A 21,267-nucleotide genomic window follows, 5' to 3' on the forward strand; every position below is an offset into this window, starting at 1 on the left:
CTCAGAAGAGAAGCTTTTATTTTGACATACCCTTTTTTAGCCGATACGACAGTCAAAAAGACCTCTCTCGATGAAAAAGAGCACCAACTCCGTCAACTTTGTATCGATGAAACCGATTTACCTGTTCAATCCGGAAAATGACATGGCTTTGGCTTACGGAAAGCCGCACTTCATGATGCGTCGCAGCATCGGGAAAATGGCAGATGATCTGTCTTTCTTGCCAGCTTGGTATGCCGACCGGGGGAGCTTTGTGCAGGTGGACTCGGAATGGCGAATCGAATTGTTCGAAAAGTACTGCCCTGTCAACTTAGGCGTTTCGTTCGTAACCGGGATTCCTTCCGATTGCAATGCGGTAAGGCCGTGGGGGTGGAATCATTCGCTATGCCATCGGTTGGCGAAAAGAGGCTTGCCCGCCCACCTTTTTCCGTCTCGAACACAGATGGATCTTATTCGGCAATTGTCGAGTCGGGAGACTGCCGTCCACTTGTTGAGTCACTTCGAAGGCCATCCATTCCTGACCGGTGCAGCCACCGTTCTTCATAGTGCGGAAGAAGCGACACGTTTTGTCTTCTCGCACGAAAAGTCCGTACTGAAAGCTCCCTGGTCGGGGAGCGGAAGGGGCGTTCAATTTGTCTCACCAGCATCGTGGAACGTACCGATAAGGAGTTGGGCCGAACATATCATACGCACTCAACATGTCCTCATCGCCGAACCCTGTTATATGAAAACACTCGACTTCGCAATGGAATTCCAATCGGAAGCTGACGGGAACGTCCGCTTCACAGGCTATTCGCTTTTCGAGACGGACGACAACGGGGCATACAAGCGGAATGTATTAGCCTCGGACAAGGCGACGGAAAACCGACTGACTAAGTTCGTCCCCGCACCGGTCCTACTTTTCGTGAAAGAGAAGCTGGAAAAAGAGTTGTCCCGCACGATCGGTGGTATTTATCAAGGTTACCTCGGCATAGACATGTTCATCAGCGGAAAATTGTTGCACCCCTGCGTGGAGCTCAATCTGCGCATGAATATGGGAATCCTTTCTCGTATACTATTCGACCGTTATCTCGCGGACCGTTCCACAGGCTACCTCTACGTGGAGCATTATCCGCATCGGGGAGAGGCTCTGAGCGCTCATCACCGGTTGCAAGAGGAACATCCGTTTTTGACGGAGCACGGCCGTATCAGGAAAGGGTACTTGCCTTTGACTCCGGTCGACGAATACACGTCGTATGCGACATATCTCGTGATGGAGTAAGGCGGCAAAAGTTCGGTGACATCCTATAACGTCAACGATGATGTTCCGGAACCTATTCGGAGACGGTCAACGAGAGAAAATTCGCCGTTAAACGGGCGAAAAACCGTCGTAAGTCGTGGTACTTGGCGAAAAGTTCTTCGAAATCAATGACTATCTTTTAACTCATTGTAAACGGGCTTCGTCTTTGGTTGATCTTCGAAATCCAAATAACGGAAAAAACCACATACGTTTTTTGTTTACTCAATGAGTAATTTTCCTTACAAGGTTAGAAACTTCTACCGGGATGGTCGAAACCTCTTCCCTGACCTCCGTCAGGAGTGCGCCGCCGTCTAAATTCTTCCGGCTCCGTTCCCATTCGATCACGAACTTCCTTGCTGCCGAACAGATTAAACTTATAAATAAAGTGTACCATGCAATAGTTGTTGATACTGTTATACTCGTTGACAGAACGGATTTCCGCTGTCAACTGACGGGAAATATTGCTCTGGTTATGCAAGATATCGTACAACTCAAAGCTCAAGGTAGCGGCTCCCTTAAACATGCTTTGGGCGATCTGGACGTTCCAAATCAGTTCGTCGCGATTCATACTGGAATCCCTGTATCCTCGGCGGCATTGATTGACCAGATTGGTAGAAAGTGTCATGCTCCAAGGTAAGGTAACATTCGTACTGACACCGTAAGAATAAGTATACGGCTCCTGATTATTTTCCGGACGCAACACGCTCCGTTCCCAATTGTACTCCATCGTGCCAGTCAATGTCAGCTCGAGCCATTTGTCGCGATAAGAGCCATTCAAATTTTCGGCAAGAACCCAATGAGTAGTTTTATTCCGATCATCCATTCGGTCGGTGTCATTAAACAAGTAAGCAACATTATGGGCATAGTTCGCACGAGAGAAAGAATGAATGTTGAATTTCTTATTTTTCAAGGCCGAATTGAAGCCGTACATGCCAAATATATTCCAGTTTCCGTTTATATTCTTCGGCGTAGTGATTCTGCCGCCGGTTTCTGCACTATATCGCGTACTGTTACTGATAGCATTCTGCGTGGCATTGAACATGAGATGCGCGATCATACCCCTTTGTCTCTCGGCATCGTACGTATTGAAAAAAGCGCGGACATTATGCGAGAACGAGGGTTTTAAACCTGGATTACCCACGCTGATATTCAAGGGATTGGAATCGTCGACAATAGGCAAAAGCCTTTCCATGCCCGGCTGATTGCTTCGTCCGCGATAGGTGATTTCCAATCGACTCATGTTGGAAAATTTATAACGGTAACGCAGATTAGGTGCAAAATTGAAGACATGTCGCAACGTATCCGTCAGGTAATTTCCACGAGCATAAGAGAGTTTTGTATTTTGAGGCTGGAAGGAAAACCCTGCATCCAACTGGTATTTGCTACGCATCATACGAAAACCGACTGTTACGTTATGGTTGAAATAGTCATACGTAGCTTCTTTACTTAAGTTTGGGTCAAAACCGTCCGTATAGTTCGCCGGCAACGGTTCCCCCAAACGCCATCCGAAACCATCCAAATTATAAGTCGAACGGTCATTCGTACTACGGCGATACTGCCATTCGTAACTGAACTGGAAATAGATCCCTCTGCCCACAGGTTCGCTATAGGCCAACTGTCCCGCATAGGTATAATTACGTGTCGGACTGGTAATATGTCTGCGACGATAATTGGTCGAGTCCGGATGATAATTAAACTGATAATAACGAGTTTCAGCATCCGTATACGAATCGTTGTCCGTATCACCGTATCCGAATCGCCCCCGGAACGTGATATTCCGTCCTTTTGTCCCTAACTTACGATTCAATTGCAGCGTCGCATTGACCGCAAAGTCTGTCGTTTGGATATACGACAAGTCATTCGAGGCATTGACGCGAATATTTTTCAATGGATCGGTCTCACTGATGACGTCGAAATCCAAATAATCGTTCGGATTGGCAACTGTCGCGAACGGATCGTCAGCAAATGTCCCCGATTCGCTTGCCCTATTGTTCTTCGAGGTATTGTAACTCAGGTTCGGACGGAAGATGATGTTGGTCATGCTGTCCGGTTTCCATTCCATACGGAAGTCGAGGTTGAACGAATGCTGTTTATTCCTGATATTTGAATTCATATTCGAATAAGAACTTCCTTGATGAAGGAAACGTTCTGAATAACCGCGAGCAATAGCGTCCTGATCACTATAATTGTAGCGGGCACTACCTCCCCACTCCAACTTCTCCGTTTCGGTTGCAAAGTTCGCTCCAAGCATCTTTTGGGCATTCAGTCCGTTCGGTCGAAACCAACGGGGGCCGCCTCCCGAGAATCCGGCATCATTGACATTATTGGACGACCCGACAATCGAGTACTGCGTTCGATCTTTAAAATAGTTTATCATACTGCGAGCAGCATAGCGATCTTGATTACCGATCGCCACATCCGCATTTCCGAACAAACCTTTATTCATACCTCTCTTCACACTCAAATCGAGTACGGTTTCCTCCTCCCCGTCATCGATACCGGTGATACGGGCTAAATCCGACTTCTTATCATAAGCCTTTATCCGCTCCACCATATCGACAGGCAGATTCTTCAAGCCCGTCTTCACATCACCGCCGAAGAACTCTTTGCCGTCGACCATGATTTTTTTAACTTCCTTCCCATTGATTTTTACATTACCGTCGTCATCAACCTCCGCACCGGGCAATTTCTTTACCAATTCTTCCAACATAGCCCCCTTCGGAGTACGATACGCCGAAGAGTTATACAACATCGTATCCTTCGAAACGGAAACCATCGGCGCTTCAGCAGTGACTACGGTTTCACCCAACATAACGGCATCGGCTGCTAAAGTGATGGTTCCGACACTTACTTGCGACCGGTCGGAAGATAAGGAATAATGTTTATATTGTGGAACGTAACCGACGAAAGAAACCTTTAAGATATACTTCCCCGGCTTGGCACGAAGGACAAAATTCCCGTCCGCATTGGTTACATTTCCATTCACCATCGCACTGTCTTTAGGAGAAAGTAGTTGTACCGTGGCCAGAATAACGGGCTCCTGCGAATCCTTATCTACAATCTTTCCTACCATTGTCACCTGATTACCGGATTGTGCGAGTAAAATCGTTACGATCATCGACAACAGCAACGTAAAAAATATTTTTTTCATTAATTCTTTGTTAGCTGATTATACGAATAACTCCTCTTTGATAAAGAAATAATGAAAAAGTTTAATTCAATAATTATTTTTTATTCTTAAACAATTTATCGACACGCTGTTTTTGCATAAAAAATTCAAAACATGCGACGTTAAAAGCCATATAAATGATTGCAATGGAATTGTCGGCGCTCTCTGCATGCCCTTGGTACAAACTTCTGATCAATGCCACGATGTAGTAAACGCCTAACAGATAAATAGCATAATATACCGCTTTCAGGCGTATCCGCGCCGTCGACTCGTTTTCTTTCTTCATGCGGGCGAAGAATATCATAAAGAGGGAGAACCAGACGAACAACTTTATAGCGGTTTTCGTCAACAGCAGATTGCTGTCATGGATGGCGCCTGCCATAAACATCACGACAGGAACGAATACGGACAGGATAAGGAGTCCATATCCTAAAATTCGGCAAAAGGGAGGTAAAATTCCATTCATTTTCTCAATGATTTAATCGTGTTAAAAAAGTCGGACGATCTTTTATCTTCAATTAGATACAAACATACAGCATTTACTCGTAAAAGCGATGTATTATTTTATATTTTTCCTTAATTTTACGGCCAAATATAAGATTTATGCAAAAACAGAAAATCATCTTCACGCAGGATATAGAGAACGATCTGACAAACGCACTCCACCGTCGGCCTTACGACAAACTCTTCATCCTCACGGATGAAAGTACATTAAAAGCTTGTGCGTCGCGGATAAAAGATTTCCCTTGTCTGCAAGAGGCCAACTTCATTACAATTCCTTCGGGCGATTTGAACAAAAACATCACCTCTCTGCAATCAGTGTGGAACGCCTTGGGCGAGCTGATGGGGACACGCAAGTCGCTACTCATCAACTTAGGAGGCGGCATGGTTACCGACTTGGGAGGCTTTGCAGCCTCTACCTTCAAACGCGGTATCACATTCATCAACATCCCCACCACTTTACTCGCCATGGTAGACGCTTCGGTAGGAGGAAAAACCGGCATCAATTTCAACGGACTGAAAAACGAAATCGGCGTATTCAATATGGCCGAAAGCGTTATCGTGGATGCCGACTTCTTGCAGACATTGGACATGCCCAACCTGCTTTCCGGCTATGCCGAAATGTTAAAGCACGGACTTATCAGCAATACGAAACATTGGGCAGCATTGCTGAACTTCGATTGGCACGAACCTGATTTCAGAAAGTTACAGCACCTGATTGCGGAATCTGTTCGTATAAAAGAAGCAATCGTGGAAGAAGATCCGTACGAATACGGTATCCGGAAAGCGTTGAACTTCGGCCATACCATCGGGCATGCGTTCGAGAGTCTGTCGATGGAAACCCATCATCCGCTGCTCCACGGTTATGCCGTAGCGTTCGGCCTGATCTGCGAACTTTATTTTTCATTCTTGAAATGGGGTTTTCCGAAAGATAAGTTAGTACAGACCGTCCAATTCATCAAAGAGCACTACGGCATTTACAACATTGATTGTAAGCAATACGACCGCTTATACGAATTGATTACGCACGACAAGAAAAACACGGACGGTATCATCTATTTTACCTTATTAGGCGAGATTGGCGAAATCCATATCAACCAACCCGCCACTCAAGAAGAAATATGTTCGGTATTTGATTTCTTCAGGGATGCCGGGTTTTAATGATTGCTTCTTAAAAATTATGGCTCCAAGCTTACTCCAAGAATCTGCCAATCATTACACCCTTCTTTAAAGTCAAACTCCTCCACAATTAGAGGAAGAGGTTCAAAATAGAGAGAAAATTCCATATTTGTCACATCCGAAAAAGGTTCAAAATCAGCTGTCGAAATTCCTTCAACTCTTTGAATCGCATACTTTTCATCACCGGCTATCAAAGATGCCGTGTGTTGAATTCTTACATTCTCTTTCGAAGAGTCAATACTTTTAAAGGTAATCTTTGTTTCTGTCGGGCTCAGTTTTGCCTCTTTGATCACTAAACTGCCAGTCCTATCTTCTTGATATTTAGGATATGTTATCAATTTCATGCTCTCTTCTCAGGTAATCACCGTCTCGCGGACATCTTGTATCTACTTGTAGTATTCCGCTTTATTATCAATGACGTATCTACTCAGGTAAAGAATCGGCAAGTCGAGCAAATCTTTCTCTATTAAAACCTTTCATTTTCATCACAATTAGCATTAAATACTAAACAAGTTACAAACTCTTCTCATGCCACTTTTACAGCGAAAATATGGAAAGATAAAATCAAAGGCAAAGAAAATTATAGGCATTTTCTTTTCTAATAGAAAAATAAAAACTATCTTTGTCCTCACATTTTTCGGGGTGTAGCTCAGCCCGGTTTAGAGTACGCGTCTGGGGGGCGTGTGGTCGCTGGTTCGAATCCAGTCACCCCGACCGGTGCATAGGGGAGTTAGGCGATCGGCTTAGCTCCTTTTTACGTATTACTATTACGGTATGATAGGCAATACCGGTAAATCTCAACAATAACTTTCTCGTAGCGATAAAATAAAAGCGGTGCCCCTGTCATGGAATTACCGCATAAAAATATTGTAAATAACTGTAATATTCGATTACTAATTATCTGCAAAGGAATAAGCAACTCTTAACATCATATCCGAACCTTCATTTGTCTTATAAAGAAAAAATGAAGGATCCAAATAGAAACGCAATGCTTTGAGCCTCTCTTCTGTGTAGCGCTGCGGCGCTACACAGAAGAGAAAAATATGACGAAGTGGGATTCGAGAAAGTGTAAAGAGTAACGACAGCAATACAAAAAAAGAAAAGAGAGACCGAAGGCTCCCACCATTAATTAACTTTGTATTGGACAAGCGGAAGCAGAAAAACCACACTTATCAAACTACTTCTGGGATTCTCTATGTGCCATTGAACGGAAGCATTCGGATAGGCAGTGCCAACCTGAATGAATGCAATCTCGGATGGTGGCGGAACAAGTATTACAAGTCCACAGGGCTTGATTTTTTATTACACCGGCACAAAAAACGAAGATTTTTATGTAAGTTTGCAATGATTTATTAGTCTCATGAACCGTGGCGACAGGAAAAAGAACAACAATATAATGGAAGCAAATAGAATAACAGAGCTTTTCGAAATAAAATATCCGATTATAGCCGGAGGAATGGTTTGGTGCAGTGGCTGGCGATTGGCTTCGGCCGTAAGTAATGCCGGAGGGTTAGGACTGATCGGTTCAGGGAGCATGCATCCCGAAACGCTAATGGAACATATCGACAAAATAAAGGTTGCGACCGACAAGCCGTGGGGAATCAATATCCCGTTGATGTATCCGGAAATCGATAGGCTGGTGGATTTGGTGATCGAGAGAGACGTAAAAATCGTATTTACCTCGGCCGGAAATCCAAAAAAATATACGGATCGCTTCCACGAAGCAGGTATGAAAGTAATACATGTGGTATCGAGCAGCAAGTTCGCCCGTAAGTGTGAAGAGGCGGGAGTAGATGCCGTTGTGGCCGAAGGCTTTGAAGCCGGCGGACATAACGGTCGCGAAGAAACGACCACCATGACGCTGATTCCTCAAGTACGCGAAGCTACTTCCCTGCCCTTGATTGCAGCGGGAGGCATCGGCTCGGGCAAAGCCATGTTAGCCGCGAAAGCATTGGGAGCGGAAGGGGTACAGATAGGCACTTTGTTTGCGCTGAGCGAAGAAAGCTCCGCCTCCGAAGCCTTCAAACGGCGTTGTATCATGCTGAATGAAGGCGACACGATGTTAGCCTTAAAAAAGATCTCGCCTACCCGCCTTATCAAGAATGCGCTCTACGAAAAAATTGCGGCAGCCGAAGACCGCGGAGCCGATGCAGACGAGTTACGCAAGATACTCGGAAAAGCCTCTTCCAAACGAGGAATATTCGAAGGAGAGGTGGAAACGGGAGAATTGGAAATCGGACAAATCGCATCGGCCATTCGCGAAATCAAGCCCGTAGCCCGAATCATCTGGGAACTGATAAGCGATTATGAGGCAACCCGACTCAAATTGTGATCCACCTTTTTCTTTTCAAGAAAATTCAGATCCAAACGCTTTTTCCATCGAAACATATTCCTTATCTTTAACAAACTTTTTAAATCAAAATAAATGAAAACAAGTATGCTAAAACTAAAAACTCTGCTCGCACTGCCTCTGATAGGTTGCTCGACGACGATCGCTATGACTGTTAATGAAACGGATGCAACGGCCGCTTCGGACACGACGATCTGCATTTCGAAAGTACTTCATCAGTATACCCCCGAAGGGAAAGAACCGCTTTACTTAATCGACGACGTCCTGGTCGATCAGGCAACTGTGGGAAAACTGATGCTCGGCTCTATCGAATCGGTACAACTATTAAAAGAAGATACCCCGATGACTCATTACGGAAAAGAAGCCGAAAACGGCGTAGTGATCATTACCACAAAGAAATACGCCGAAGAAAAGGCTAAGATCTCCCAAACGCCGGAAAATCGGTTGATTCGCTTGAAAGAACAAATAGAGAAAACCTCTTCGACGGAGAGAAAGAGAGACTTATTGAAAAGCATCGGCCAAACAGGTACCTTCCAGGCGATGGTATATATCGCCAAATACATGAACGACGAAATGTTGAAACAGACCGCTGCCGAAGCAGTCAAAGACATCGCGCTCAACCACGAGGAATATAACGGCGTCAACACGCGAAATTATTTGAAGCAGGCCCAGAAGATCCTGAATGACAAGCAGGCTAAACAAGAAATACAGCATTATTTGAAAAGAGTTTCGACTAAAGAGAAAGGTTATGTCGCCATCTTCAACGGAAAAGACCTGACCGGTTGGAAAGGCCTGGTGGAAAATCCGATCCAGCGAGCGAAGATGACGAAAAAAGAATCTACGCAGAAACAAATCAAAGCGGACGAAGCCATGCGAAACGACTGGACGGTGGAAGACGGATCGCTGACCTATATCGGCAAAGGATTTGATAACCTTTGTACCGTCAAGCAATACGGCGATTTCGAAATGTACGTAGACTGGAAACTCGACTCTCACGGCAGCGAACCGGACGCAGGCATCTATCTTCGCGGAACGCCTCAAGTGCAGATCTGGGATGTTACACGGATCAATGCCGGCGCTCAGGTCGGTTCCGGCGGACTCTACAATAACCAAAAGAACAGGAGCACCCCATTGAAAGTGGCCGACAATAAGTTGAACGAATGGAACAGCTTCTACATCAAGATGATCGGCGACAAGGTAACCGTTTATCTCAACGGCGTACTGGTAGTTGACAACGTACCCTTAGAAAATTTCTGGGACCGTAAGTCGCCGATTTTCCCGAAGGAACAGATAGAACTTCAGGCACACGGTAGCAAAGTTTATTTCAAAAATATCTACGTAAAGGAACTATAACAGCAATCCCCAGAAGAAAAAAGGCAAGACAGCCGGGAGAAGGAAAAGATGACGGCACGGAGAGTGGGGATGTTAGCGGTAATCATGATGTTTTGGTTTTCGATTGCGTTTATAACCAACATCCTAGGGCCGTTGATTCCGGATATTATCGATAATTTCAAACTGAAAGATCTGACGATGGCCGGATTCATCCCTACCTCTTTTTTTATAGCTTACGCCGTCATGTCCATTCCTGCGGGAATCCTGATCGACAAGTACGGTGAGAAACGAGTGTTGATCGCCGGTTTTCTGATGCCTTTCATCGGGGCATTGTCTTTCGCCTGCTGTCCTATCTATCCCATGCTGTTGACCTCTTCTTTTATCATAGGCTTGGGAATGGCCATGCTCCAAACCGTATTGAACCCGTTGCAAAGAGCCGTCGGCGGTGAAGAGAATTACGCATTTGTAGCCGAATTGGCCCAATTTATTTTCGGAATCGCATCGAGTACCGGTCCGTTAGTCTATATTTATTTAGTGCATGCGTTAGCCCCACACACTTATCGGCCGGGAACGAACGTCCTGCTCGATCTGTTCGCTAAAGTCACTCCGAAAGAATTGCCATGGGTGGCCTTATACTGGGTCTTTACAGCCATTCTGTTCATCATGCTCGTGGCGGTAATCTTCATCCGTTTCCCGAAAATCGAAACTTCTGCCGACGAAACCAACACGTTTTCCTCCTACAAGATGTTAATTCGGCAAAAACACGTTTGGCTCTTCTTTCTGGGAGTATTCAGTTACGTTTGTGCCGAACAGGGAATCGCCATCTATATGAGCAAGTTTTTAGAACAGTATCACGGCATCGAGCATACCACCTTAGGCGCTCAGAGTGTCAGTCTTTTCTGGGGATTGATGATGGCGGGCTGCCTCCTGGGCATGATCCTGCTGAAACTTATCGACAGCCGGAAGTTGCTGTGCTGTTCAGGTATCCTTTCCATGATTCTGCTTGCAACAGCGTTATTCGGCCCGGCCGAGGTTTCGCGCTGGGCTTTTCCATGGATCGGGTTCAGCATTTCCATGATGTTCTCCATCATTTTTTCGTTGGCATTGAACACGGTGGCGGTACATCACGGCGCCTTTGCGGGAATTCTTTGCTCCGCCCTTTCAGGCGGGGCGGTCGGCCCGTTACTGATTTCTCAAATTGCAGATTCGACCTCTTTGCGCATGGGCATGATGACCATCTTCGTCTTTATGGGATACATAACGGTTATCGGATTGTGGGCGAACCCTTTAATCAACAACAAGACAATCAGTCTGAAAAAATTGCTTCGGATATAAGGAGGCTTTATCGGCATTGCCAAATTTTTTCTTTCCTTATTATCAAGAAAATGCTATCGCCCGTTCTCGCCGAGGTCAAAACAGACTCCGACGAAATAAATAACCGAAATGAATCTTTCTGCGATCGATGTTGACAGAAGAGATATTCGAAATTCCGATAAGCTGTTGAAGTATAAGGATATAAAAAGCGAGTGAACGATCAATTCACTCGCTTTTCTGATTGGAAACAGCATTATTCTTTCACATACTCTGCAAAATCAGTGAGGTGCATATCCCCTTTCCGGAACAAGGTATCATGCATTGCAAATGCAACGGGCAGATTATGCCGCGTATGACCGCCCTGGGCAATCTTCAGATAATCCCGGAGCAACTTCCTGTAATCGGGATGAGCACAATTTTCGATGATTGCTTCGGCCCGTTGCATAGGGCTCTTCCCTCGCAAATCGGCTACGCCCTGCTCGGTAATGATAATGTTTACATCGTGCTCCGAATGATCCTGATGACTGACAAAAGGAACGATGGAACTGATAAGACCTCCTTTCGCCGTAGAAGGGCAGGTAAAGATGCTGATGTAAGCATTGCGCTCAAAGTCGCCGGAACCGCCGATGCCGTTCATCATCTTCGTTCCGCTGATATGCGTAGAATTCGCATTACCATAGATATCGCATTCTATGGCAGTATTGATGGCAATAACGCCCAATCGGCGAATAACCTCGGGCGAGTTAGAAATTTCACTCGGGCGAAGCGTCAGGTGATCCTTAAAATAATCCATATTATCGTATACCTGCATCAGGCACTCGTTCGAAACAGTCAGGGAACAGGCCGAAGCATCTTTCACCCGACCGTTTAACATCATCCCGATCACAGCGTTCTGAATCACCTCGGTATAGATGTTGAAGTCGGGCACATGCTTGTCTTTGCCCAACGCGCCGAGTATGGCGTTCGCCGTACTGCCTACGCCGCTTTGTAAAGGTAGGAACGAAGCGGGAATGATTCCCCGTTTCATGTCGTCGACCAGAAACTCTGCCGTCAAGTGGCCGATCGTATCCGTTACCGGATCGTTATCTTTAAAGGCACGGGCTTCGTCGGGGATGCAGCATTCCACTACGCCGGCAATCTTCTTCGCATCGATCTTCACGTAAGGCGTACCGATACGATCGCCTACCTTTACGATGGGAATCGGCTGGCGAGAAGGGGGATCGAGCGGTTCGTACACGTCATGGATAAATTTGGCATTGGGATTGTGAAACGAATTTAACTCCAAAATAACGTGTTTCGCCAACCGAGCTGCCGTAGGGCTGATTCCTCCGGCTGCCGTCAGATAAGCTTTACAAACACTTTCTCCTTCCTCGATATCACAGACTTCGAGGATAGCCCAATCCACGGCTCCCATAAAGCCGTAACGAAGCTCTTGAGCCATCTGACTCAAATGAAGATCATTGTACGGTATCTCTCCCTTATTGACATACTTGCGGAAGTCTGAATTCGTGGTATACGGCGCGCGATACTTAATCGCATGCGCATTGGCCAAATCTCCATCCGTACTCTGTCCCGTCGAAGCCCCCGTAAGGATTCCCACCGCAAAAGGGCGCCCCGCCTCGTGTTCCATCTCGGCAATTTTAGCCAGTTCTTTCGTCACAGCCTTAGCCGTACCGGCCGGCGTAAAACCGCTAAGCGCCAAATTCTCTCCATTTTTGATCAACGATGCAGCCTCAACTGCCGATAAGCGTTTATAAGCCATATTTATAAGATTGTTTTAGTAGGTTATTAGTTTATCAGACCGGATGCAAAGTTATATACTTTTTTCTAAAATCACAGAAAAGTCTCAAATCTATATCATGGTTTTCCAATTTGAATGACAATTAAAAAACATAAGATCAGTACCCAGGGGTCTGAACCATCTTCGGATTACTATTACTCTCAAATTCTACCGTCGGATATGTTGGGCAACCTGAAATTTGACGTTCCGGATCCCGCCGTCGACGTCCAAAATAGAATCGTCTACGTTGAGGAACCTGTCCGTTGACGTTCCGAACCTCGCCGGAGAGGTTGAGGGACCTCAAATTTGACGTTCCGGACGTAGGCGGATAGGTTGTACAACCTCAAATTTGACGTTCCGGACGTAGACGGATAGGTTGTATAACGTATCCGACGGGATAAAGAACCGCGCCGGCGGGGTTCCGGACGTAGACGGATAGGTTAGGGAACGTATCCGGATAGGTTAGGGAACGTGTCCGGATAGGTTAGGGAACGTGTCCGGATAGGTTAGGGAACGTGTCCGGATAGGTTGAGGGAGGTATCGATTAGGTCGCCCGGCCCGTATCGGAAAGAACTTCCTGACGAGGACGAATATTTGCGTCGAATAAATTATAACATATTTTTGGGAGGTAATGTTTTTTATTTCAAAATACATGTGTATATTAGTAGGGCAATTTTGAGGAGACTCTCTATGGACATGCAAATCTTTCAAGTCGAAGTAAATAAGGTGGAACCTGTAAAAGGAAAAATCCTTATTTCGTCTCCCTTTCTTCATGACATTCATTTCATAAGATCCGTCATCTTATTGATCGAACATAATGAGGAAGGAAGCGTAGGGCTTGTCATGAATAAAGATTTCAAGATGCATATCTATTTGAACGACCTCATTCCCGACCTGGCTTATTCGCAACGGATACCGATCTATAAAGGCGGCCCGGTAAGTGCCGATACGCTCTTTTACCTTCATAGGCTGAAAGACTTGGAAGGCGCCATCGAATTGTCGAACGGTTTATACCTCAACGGCGATTTCGAGGCCGTGAAGAATTACATCCGCGAGGGCGGAGTCACGGAGGGAGTGTTCCGTTTCTTCACCGGATACGCCGGTTGGGAGAGAGGGCAATTGGAACACGAGATCGAGGAGAACACTTGGGTCGTGGGCTCCGGTTACAGCGAATTGCTCTTGAGCCTGCACGCCGGACAGTTGTGGAAGAACTGCTTGGACAAGATGGGCGGGCGTTACGCCCTTTGGGCAACCTATCCGCTTTACCCGATTCTCAACTAACCTCTTGCTAAGGGAGGGAACTTATCAGTCGAAGCATGCTCGCATCCCTGAATCCGCCCTCGTGAGCACGTATCCAATCCTTAAGGCATGCGCATTCCCGATATCCGCACGAGACGAACAAAGAAAGACAAGCGGTATTCGTCCGATCGATATACGCATAGAGTTGATGCACCGCCAAACGACGGAAAGCATAGTCGGTCAAAAGAGTCAGGGCCGTGCGGCCGATTCCTTGCCGACGCCGGGTTGCTTCGACGATAATGCCGATTTCGGCTCGGCGATTAAATGGATCATAATTGAAAAGATCGATGATCCCGACCACTTCTTTCGCGGCAATCTCTATCATCAGCCGCAGCTGGAGGTCCGAGAACAAATCATTCTGCGACTGCTCGATGAACCGTTTCAAGGCATACCGCGAATAAGGTCCGGTCACGTTGGCATATTGCCACAAGTCCGTCGTATTCTCCAATCGGTACATCGCCTCGAGATCTTCCAGCTCCGGCGCGCGAAGTTTTATGTCTTTATCCTGCAGAAAAGAGTTCATTCTCCTTCGTTTTTGACGATATCCAATTCCCTGAGCAGCCTGTCGCGGGTGGGCAAACAAAACAAAGTGGCCAAAAGCGCCATCAGGCCGCAAAACAGTCCGGTGGTATTCATGGTTAAATAATAGAACGAGAGGTTGAGGATCGCGGCGACGAAGAGCAGACTCAATCGGACTTCGTTCCAGCGCCGATAGCTCTTCAATGCCTCCGGTAAGGACAATTCCCGGACCCGTTTCGTCAGATTCCGACTGAACAGTCGTAGACTCACCGGAATCATTCCCACCGTCAACAAGATGCCTGCGGTTTGCAGCACGAAATCCGTCCTCGCATCGCCCGCCAAAGCACCTTCGGGCATGAAGCCGGTCTCATACAGCGTGACGAGCAGGAAAAACAAGCCCCATACGGCCATAAATTCCAGCTTAAGCCAGCACAGCGTTTTTTCGATCAGTTCGTCCATACGTCACGGTTCAATTTCCTATAAACAATATTCGGTCGACAATCGAACGCCCCAACGTGACTTCATCCGTGTACTCCAATTCGTCGCCTACGGAGATACCTCGCGCAATGACCGTCAACTTCACCTCATAATCAGCCAGTCTGCGATGGATGTAGAAGTTTGTCGTATCGCCCTCCATGGTAGAACTCAAGGCGAGGATCACTTCTTTGACTTCCCCCGTTTTCACCCGATCCACCAGACTGTCGATCTGCAGGTCGGACGGCCCGATGCCGTCCATCGGCGAGATAATTCCTCCCAACACGTGATATAGTCCGTGAAACTGTTGGGTCGCTTCGACGGCCATTACATCCTGTACATTTTCCACCACGCAGACGGTCGAACGGTCCCTCGACGGATCGGCACAGATCCGACAAAGGTCCGTATCCGAAATATTATGGCAGACTCTGCAATACTTCACCTCATGTTTCAGATGGATAACGGCATGGCCGAAAGCTTCCACTTCAGCCACCTCCTGCCGCAGGAGATGAAGCACCAATCGCATGGCGGTTTTCCTTCCGATGCCGGGCAGTTTGGCAAATTCATCGATCGCTTTCTGCAATAATGCCGAAGGATATGGTCGGTTCATAGGTTCATTTCTTCCTTCCTTTGCTCTTTTTAAGGGCAAAGATACGGGAAACTTATGGAAGTTACGCGATTTTTCCTATCTTTGTGCTCAAATTTTACTCCATGAGTCCGATTTACATCTTATTGACGATCGTCGCCTACTTCGGTATTTTACTGATAGTTTCCCGTCTGACGGGGAAGCGAAGTGACAACGACGCCTTTTTCAGAGGTAACCGCCAGTCGCCATGGTACGTCGTCTCCTTCGGCATGGTAGGCGCCTCTTTGTCGGGCGTCACTTTCGTATCGGTTCCCGGTATAGTTCGGCACATCGACATGACTTATATGCAGACGTGCATCGGTTTCTTTTTCGGCTATTTAATCATTGCTCATATCCTGTTGCCGCTGTATTACAAACTAAACCTGACCTCCATTTACACTTATCTGGAAGGAAGGTTGGGAAAACGTTCCTATAAGACGGGAGCCTCGTTCTTTCTTTTCTCCAAGATTCTCGGCGCGGCCATCCGTCTGTACTTGGTCTGTCTTATCCTCCAACATTTCGTTTTCGACAGCATGCACATACCGTTTGCAGCAACGGTGGTGGCCATCGTCATCTTAATTTGGCTCTATACCCGTAAAAGCGGCATCCGTACCATCGTCTGGACAGACAGTTTCCAAACGTTTTGCCTGTTGGCCACGTTGGTTTTGATCCTTATCGGCGTATGTCGAGAATTGAACCTCGATTTCGGCGGATTGGTTCAGACCGTAAGGGATAACGAACACAGCCGGATGTTCGTCTTCGACGATTGGCATTCCAAACAGAATTTCTTCAAGCAATTCTTCAGCGGCATTTGCATCACGATCGTCATGACCGGCTTGGACCAAGACATGATGCAAAAAAACCTCTCTTGCAAAAATTTGAGAGACGCCCAAAAAAACATGTATTGGTATGGCATCTCCTTCGTGCCGGTCAATTTCCTGTTCCTGATCTTGGGCATCTTGTTACTGATCGCAGGCCCTCAGATGGGATTGGCTCTGCCCGAGGCGGGGGATGACATATTACCTTTCTTTGCCGCCAACGGATATTTAGGTTACCCCGTGCTGATCTTCTTTACCATCGGCATCATTGCCGCAGCGTTCTCCAGCGCCGACTCGGCGTTGGCTGCGCTGACGACCAGTTTCTGCATCGACATTCTCGGGAACAAAGATTTGCCGAAAGCCCGAGCGGAGAAACAGCGGAAACGGGTGCACCTCCTCATCTCCCTGGTATTTATCGGTTGCATCCTGATCTTTAAAGTCTTGAACAATCGGAGCGTCATCGACGCGCTATACATCATGGCTTCTTATACGTACGGGCCCCTGTTGGGTTTATTTGTTTTCGGGTTATTCACGAGACTGCACCCAAGGGATCGATACGTTCCTTACATAGCCGTAGCTTCCCCGTTTATCTGCTACCTGGTCCATGTCGCGGCATCTGCCTTGACCGGTTACCAGTTCGGATACGAAATGCTGATATTCAACGGCTCGCTTACTTTTATCGGATTATATTGTCTAAGCATTAAAAACAATAATTATGGAAATACGGAGCGCAGAATTTGTAATCAGTAATACGGACTACACCCGATGTCCTCAGAACGGATTGCCGGAATATGCTTTCATCGGTCGTTCCAATGTAGGAAAGTCGAGTTTGATCAATATGTTGACCAATCATGCCAAACTCGCCCTGACCTCCTCGACGCCCGGGAAAACACTGCTGATCAATCATTTCTTAGTGAATAAAGAATGGTATTTAGTCGACCTTCCGGGATACGGATACGCCAAACGAAGCAAAGAAGCCACCGCCAAGATTCAGGAAATCATTGAGAAATACATCATCTACAGAAAACAGATGACAAATCTGTTCGTACTGATCGATATCCGGCACGACCCTCAGCAGATCGACATGGAATTCATCGAATGGTTAGGCGAAAATAGCATTCCTTTCGCTATAATCTTCACCAAGGCAGATAAATTGAGCGTGAATCGTGGGAAGGAACGGGTAAAGGCTTATTTAAACCGATTGCAGGAACAGTGGGAAGAACTTCCGCCCTATTTTATCTCGTCGGCCGAAAAGAAAACCGGGCGAGACGAAATCCTCCATTACATTGAACAAATCAATCGAAGCATTCGATGAGAGGATACGAGCGAAGGTTTCGGCGTCGAAAGTAGCAACTCCGTATTGAGGAAACTGTTTATCGACGATATTTATAGTCGTCATGCATTCTATGCCACCTTTTCACCGATCTCGTTCTTCTTGAACGATCATCCTGGAAACAGCTATGTCAATGTGCCATAATATCAGCTCAGACGATTACCTATCTTTTTTCTGTCCGGACAGTTGGGGCGATAACCGTAGCACTATACCAAACATCCGCAACCATAGCAACAAAGACTTAAAAATTTTGCACAGCATCGAAATAATACATAGTTTTGTAGGTACAATCGAATGATCTTATGAAACTAATATATCTTCTTCCTATCTTTTCTATACTACCGTTTTTACCATGTCGGATGGCTGCCCAGCAACTTCCCGCCTCTGTTTGCAATCGCATCGGCGAATACTTGGAAACGATCGGAAGAAGAGAAATCGCCCTAAAGAATCCTATAAAAATTATTTCGACGAGAGTCGTAGAGAAAAAGATTATCCTCAACGCCGGCATCGACTGCTCGTATATCCCTTTCCGTGAAGATAACGTAGCAGAGATTTATAAAGGAATTAAACAACTCTTGCCGACGAAGTATGCGAATCATAAAATTGAAATCATCACTAACAAGCGAACTATCGAAAGCCTGATCCCTCCCCCTCTGCGAACTCGAAAGACGGCGGAAGGAAAGCTCTTTGCACCGACACCCGTCACACCATTGGTGACCAACATTTCGAAACCGTATCGACCCACTCAAGGTTTACATTGCAGACATATCGCCCTATGGCAAAGTCACGGACTTTATTACAATCAAAAGAAGCCTCGCTGGGAATGGCAGCGCGGACGACTTTTCGAAACCGTCGAAGATCTCTATACGCAGAGTTACGTGCTGCCTTTCCTCGTTCCGATGTTGGAGAATGCCGGCGCCAACGTACTGATTCCCCGCGAACGAGACACCAATACGGAAGAAATCATCGTAGACAACGATAAAGGCGTAGATCCCGATTCTCAATACAGAGAAACGGTCGGTTTGAAAAAATGGCAAGACGGAGCGGGATACGGCTTCGCACACCTGCATGAGGCGTACATAGAATTCGAAAATCCGTTTCACGACGGGACTTATCGGCAAACAGAAACGGTAACGAAAGAGCAAGAGAGCACGGCGACATGGATTCCCGCCATCCCCCAAACAGGAGAATATGCCGTATACGTCGCTTACAAAACCCTTGCCAACAGCACGAAAGACGCCTTATATACCGTTTACCACCAAGGTGGGCAGACGCAGTTCAAAGTCAACCAGCAAATGGGCGGCGGCACCTGGATCTACCTGGGAACTTTCACCTTTGAAAAAGGGTTGCGCGATGCGTGTAAGGTGACGCTCACCAACCGTTCCGCTACAACCGGTAAAATCGTTACGGCAGATGCAGTCAAGATCGGCGGAGGAAGGGGCAATATAGCCCGCCGTCCACTCCGTGAGAAAGAGGCCGACTATTTGACAAGCGGATACCCGCGTTTCTGCGAAGGAGCACGCTATTGGTTGCAATGGGCGGGAGCGCCGGACAGTATCTATTCGGAATCGAAGGGAGAAAACGACTATTTGGACGATTTCAAGAGTCGCGGACATTGGGTGAATTACTTGGCCGGAGGTTCGCAAGCGCTCAGAAAACAAGACGGCCTTCATATACCGATAAACATGGCTTTCGCACTACATTCGGATGCCGGACTGACCGACAACGACTCGATCATCGGCACCTTAGGCATCTATCAGACCGCATCGTGGAAAGGACGCTATGAAAACGGAGCGTCGCGATACTTGGCACACGATTTGACCGACCTCATCCAAACAATGGTAGTCCGGGACATACGGAAGACCTACGAACCGAACTGGACAAGACGGGAAAAGTGGGACAAGCCGTACCACGAGGCGCGTTTCCCCCATGTCCCGACAATGCTGCTGGAAATCCTTTCGCATCAGAATTTCGCAGACATGCGGTATGGGCTCGACCCTCGCTTCCGATTTCTGGTAAGCAGAGCAATCTATAAAGGCATGTTGCAATTTCTTTGCTGGCAATATCATCAGCCTTATATCGTACAGCCTCTGCCCGTAAACCATTTCGAAATATCCATGACGGACGAAAACGAAGCGACCCTGAGCTGGCAACCGACGGACGACCCCTTAGAACCGACGGCCAAAGCGACGAAATACATTGTCTATCGCCGTACAGGAGACGGCGCTTTCGACAACGGCGTCTTAGTCGAAAGTCAAACCTTCCGCACCGTCATCCCCCAGGATACGGTGTGCAGCTTTAAAGTCGCCGCTGTAAATGCAGGTGGAGAAAGCTTCCCTTCCGAAATTCTATCCGTAGGAAGAGCCAGTCGCAGTAAAGGCACCGTGCTGATCGTAAACGGTTTCGACCGTATCAGCGCACCTGCCGACTTCATCGACCCGGAGGACTCGTTACGCGCCGGTTTTCTGGACTACGAAGATCATGGTGTAGCCTATCTGAAAGATATCAGTTATACCGGAAAAATGAATGTGTTCGACCGGAGTGCGGAGTTCGTGTCGAATGATGAAACCGGTTTCGGAAACAGCGAAAGCGATTATGAAACAACAGTCGTCGCCGGCAATCGTTTCGATTACCCCGCTTTGCACGGGGCAGCCGTGTTACGTGCGGGATACTCGTTCACCTCGTGCAGCAACGAGGCTGTCAGCCACCGGAGCGTATCCCTGAATCAGTACCAGTTCGTAGACCTAATACTCGGGAAACAATATCGTTCGAAGATGGGACGAGGAGGTATCTATCCCTTGGAATTTGCGACGTTCGATCACGACATGCAAAATGTTATTGAAGCATATTGCGCCCAAGGGGGGAACCTGTTCGTGTCGGGCGCTTTCGTTGCCAGCGATTTATGGAACAATCGATACGTGCAACCGAACGAAACCGATCAGCGGTTTACGCAGCAAGTGCTGAAATTCAAATGGGAAAAGAGCAACGCTGCCCACGAGGGGAAAATCGAGAGCGAAGATGCCGGCTATTCGCTTTTCAGCGGCAACTTTACTTATTATAACAAGTTGAATGACAAGTCGTATGCCGTAGAAGCGCCAGACGCGATCCGCCCCGTGGGAAAAGGCGCCGAAATCGTATTGCGTTATGCGGAAAACGGCTTAGGAGCAGGTATCGCCTATAAAGGGCCGTACAAGATCGTCGTATGGGGATTCCCTTTCGAATCGATACGGGAAGAGCAAGCACGCGATCTACTGATGGAAAAGATATTGAACTTCTTTAACGCCGATTAATCTGACAG

General features: G+C 47.0%; 15 protein-coding genes, 1 tRNA gene and 1 pseudogene. 10 read left to right on the forward strand and 7 right to left on the reverse strand.

Going from position 1 to position 21,267, the window contains the following annotated elements; genetic code table 11:
* Positions 1-70 precede the first annotated feature (70 nt).
* The gene (locus BN102_RS06935) at positions 71-1,258 is read left to right on the forward strand and encodes a hypothetical protein (protein ID WP_019208397.1); all 1,188 of its coding nucleotides are present in this window, start codon (positions 71-73) and stop codon (positions 1,256-1,258) included.
* Between the two features lie 265 nt (positions 1,259-1,523).
* On the opposite strand, the gene BN102_RS06940 is transcribed toward BN102_RS06935, so the two are convergent.
* Positions 1,524-4,427, reverse strand: a complete 2,904-nt coding sequence (locus BN102_RS06940) for a TonB-dependent receptor (protein ID WP_019208398.1) — start codon at positions 4,425-4,427, stop codon at positions 1,524-1,526.
* Between the two features lie 73 nt (positions 4,428-4,500).
* Positions 4,501-4,911 carry a hypothetical protein gene (locus tag BN102_RS06945; protein ID WP_019208399.1) on the reverse strand — a complete coding sequence of 137 codons (411 nt, stop codon included), beginning with the start codon at positions 4,909-4,911 and terminating at the stop codon, positions 4,501-4,503.
* Positions 4,912-5,048: 137 nt separating this feature from the next.
* On the opposite strand from BN102_RS06945, the gene aroB reads away from it, so the two are divergent.
* Entirely contained in the window at positions 5,049-6,107 is a 1,059-nt protein-coding gene (gene aroB / locus BN102_RS06950; RefSeq protein WP_019208400.1) for a 3-dehydroquinate synthase, read from the forward strand.
* Between the two features lie 17 nt (positions 6,108-6,124).
* Here the strand turns inward: aroB and BN102_RS06955 are convergent, their stop codons facing one another.
* Entirely contained in the window at positions 6,125-6,469 is a 345-nt protein-coding gene (locus tag BN102_RS06955; RefSeq protein ID WP_019208401.1) for a hypothetical protein, read from the reverse strand.
* Positions 6,470-6,763: 294 nt separating this feature from the next.
* Between BN102_RS06955 and BN102_RS06960 the strand changes: the two genes are divergently transcribed.
* From BN102_RS06960 to BN102_RS06975, 4 genes and pseudogenes are all read left to right on the forward strand, one after another.
* Positions 6,764-6,839, forward strand: a tRNA-Pro gene (locus tag BN102_RS06960).
* 682 nt (positions 6,840-7,521) lie between these two features.
* Positions 7,522-8,457: an NAD(P)H-dependent flavin oxidoreductase gene (locus tag BN102_RS06965; protein WP_035455748.1), complete on the forward strand. Its 936-nt coding sequence runs from the start codon at positions 7,522-7,524 to the stop codon at positions 8,455-8,457.
* 756 nt (positions 8,458-9,213) lie between these two features.
* Positions 9,214-9,825, forward strand: a pseudogene (locus BN102_RS11290) (3-keto-disaccharide hydrolase); the annotation flags it as partial.
* A 51-nt stretch (positions 9,826-9,876) separates the two neighbouring features.
* Entirely contained in the window at positions 9,877-11,142 is a 1,266-nt protein-coding gene (locus tag BN102_RS06975; RefSeq protein ID WP_425357567.1) for a sugar MFS transporter, read from the forward strand.
* Positions 11,143-11,374: 232 nt separating this feature from the next.
* Here BN102_RS06975 and BN102_RS06980 read toward each other — a convergent pair whose 3' ends face one another.
* Positions 11,375-12,883, reverse strand: coding sequence for a butyryl-CoA:acetate CoA transferase (locus BN102_RS06980; RefSeq protein ID WP_019208405.1), 1,509 nt, complete (start codon positions 12,881-12,883; stop codon positions 11,375-11,377).
* Between the two features lie 708 nt (positions 12,884-13,591).
* On the opposite strand from BN102_RS06980, the gene BN102_RS06985 reads away from it, so the two are divergent.
* Positions 13,592-14,182 carry a YqgE/AlgH family protein gene (locus tag BN102_RS06985; RefSeq protein WP_019208406.1) on the forward strand — a complete coding sequence of 197 codons (591 nt, stop codon included), beginning with the start codon at positions 13,592-13,594 and terminating at the stop codon, positions 14,180-14,182.
* A 7-nt stretch (positions 14,183-14,189) separates the two neighbouring features.
* Here BN102_RS06985 and BN102_RS06990 read toward each other — a convergent pair whose 3' ends face one another.
* From BN102_RS06990 to recR, 3 genes are read right to left on the reverse strand one after another with little or no spacing between them, the layout of a single operon-like run.
* Positions 14,190-14,723 carry a GNAT family N-acetyltransferase gene (locus BN102_RS06990; RefSeq protein ID WP_019208407.1) on the reverse strand — a complete coding sequence of 178 codons (534 nt, stop codon included), beginning with the start codon at positions 14,721-14,723 and terminating at the stop codon, positions 14,190-14,192.
* Entirely contained in the window at positions 14,720-15,178 is a 459-nt protein-coding gene (locus BN102_RS06995) for a hypothetical protein (protein ID WP_019208408.1), read from the reverse strand. The genes BN102_RS06990 and BN102_RS06995 overlap by 4 nt, the downstream gene beginning before the upstream one ends.
* A gap of 10 nt (positions 15,179-15,188) precedes the next feature.
* Complete coding sequence (gene recR / locus BN102_RS07000) at positions 15,189-15,803, reverse strand: recombination mediator RecR (RefSeq protein ID WP_021311613.1); 615 nt, start codon at positions 15,801-15,803, stop codon at positions 15,189-15,191.
* A gap of 101 nt (positions 15,804-15,904) precedes the next feature.
* Here recR and BN102_RS07005 point away from each other — a divergent pair, with 101 nt between their 5' ends.
* The 3 genes from BN102_RS07005 (at position 15,905) to BN102_RS07015 (ending at position 21,259) form a co-directional block, all read left to right on the forward strand.
* Positions 15,905-17,386 (forward strand): sodium:solute symporter, encoded by a 1,482-nt coding sequence (locus BN102_RS07005; protein WP_019208410.1) that lies wholly within the window; start codon positions 15,905-15,907, stop codon positions 17,384-17,386.
* Positions 17,352-17,951, forward strand: coding sequence for a ribosome biogenesis GTP-binding protein YihA/YsxC (gene yihA, locus BN102_RS07010; protein ID WP_019208411.1), 600 nt, complete (start codon positions 17,352-17,354; stop codon positions 17,949-17,951). Before BN102_RS07005 ends, yihA begins: the two co-directional genes overlap by 35 nt.
* A 377-nt stretch (positions 17,952-18,328) precedes the next feature.
* On the forward strand, positions 18,329-21,259 hold the full coding sequence (locus tag BN102_RS07015; RefSeq protein ID WP_019208412.1) for a golvesin C-terminal-like domain-containing protein: 2,931 nt from the start codon (positions 18,329-18,331) through the stop codon (positions 21,257-21,259).
* Positions 21,260-21,267 lie beyond the last annotated feature (8 nt).

It is taken from the genome of Phocaeicola abscessus CCUG 55929 (assembly GCF_000312445.1).
GTDB classification, from domain to species: Bacteria; Bacteroidota; Bacteroidia; order Bacteroidales; family Bacteroidaceae; genus Phocaeicola; species Phocaeicola abscessus.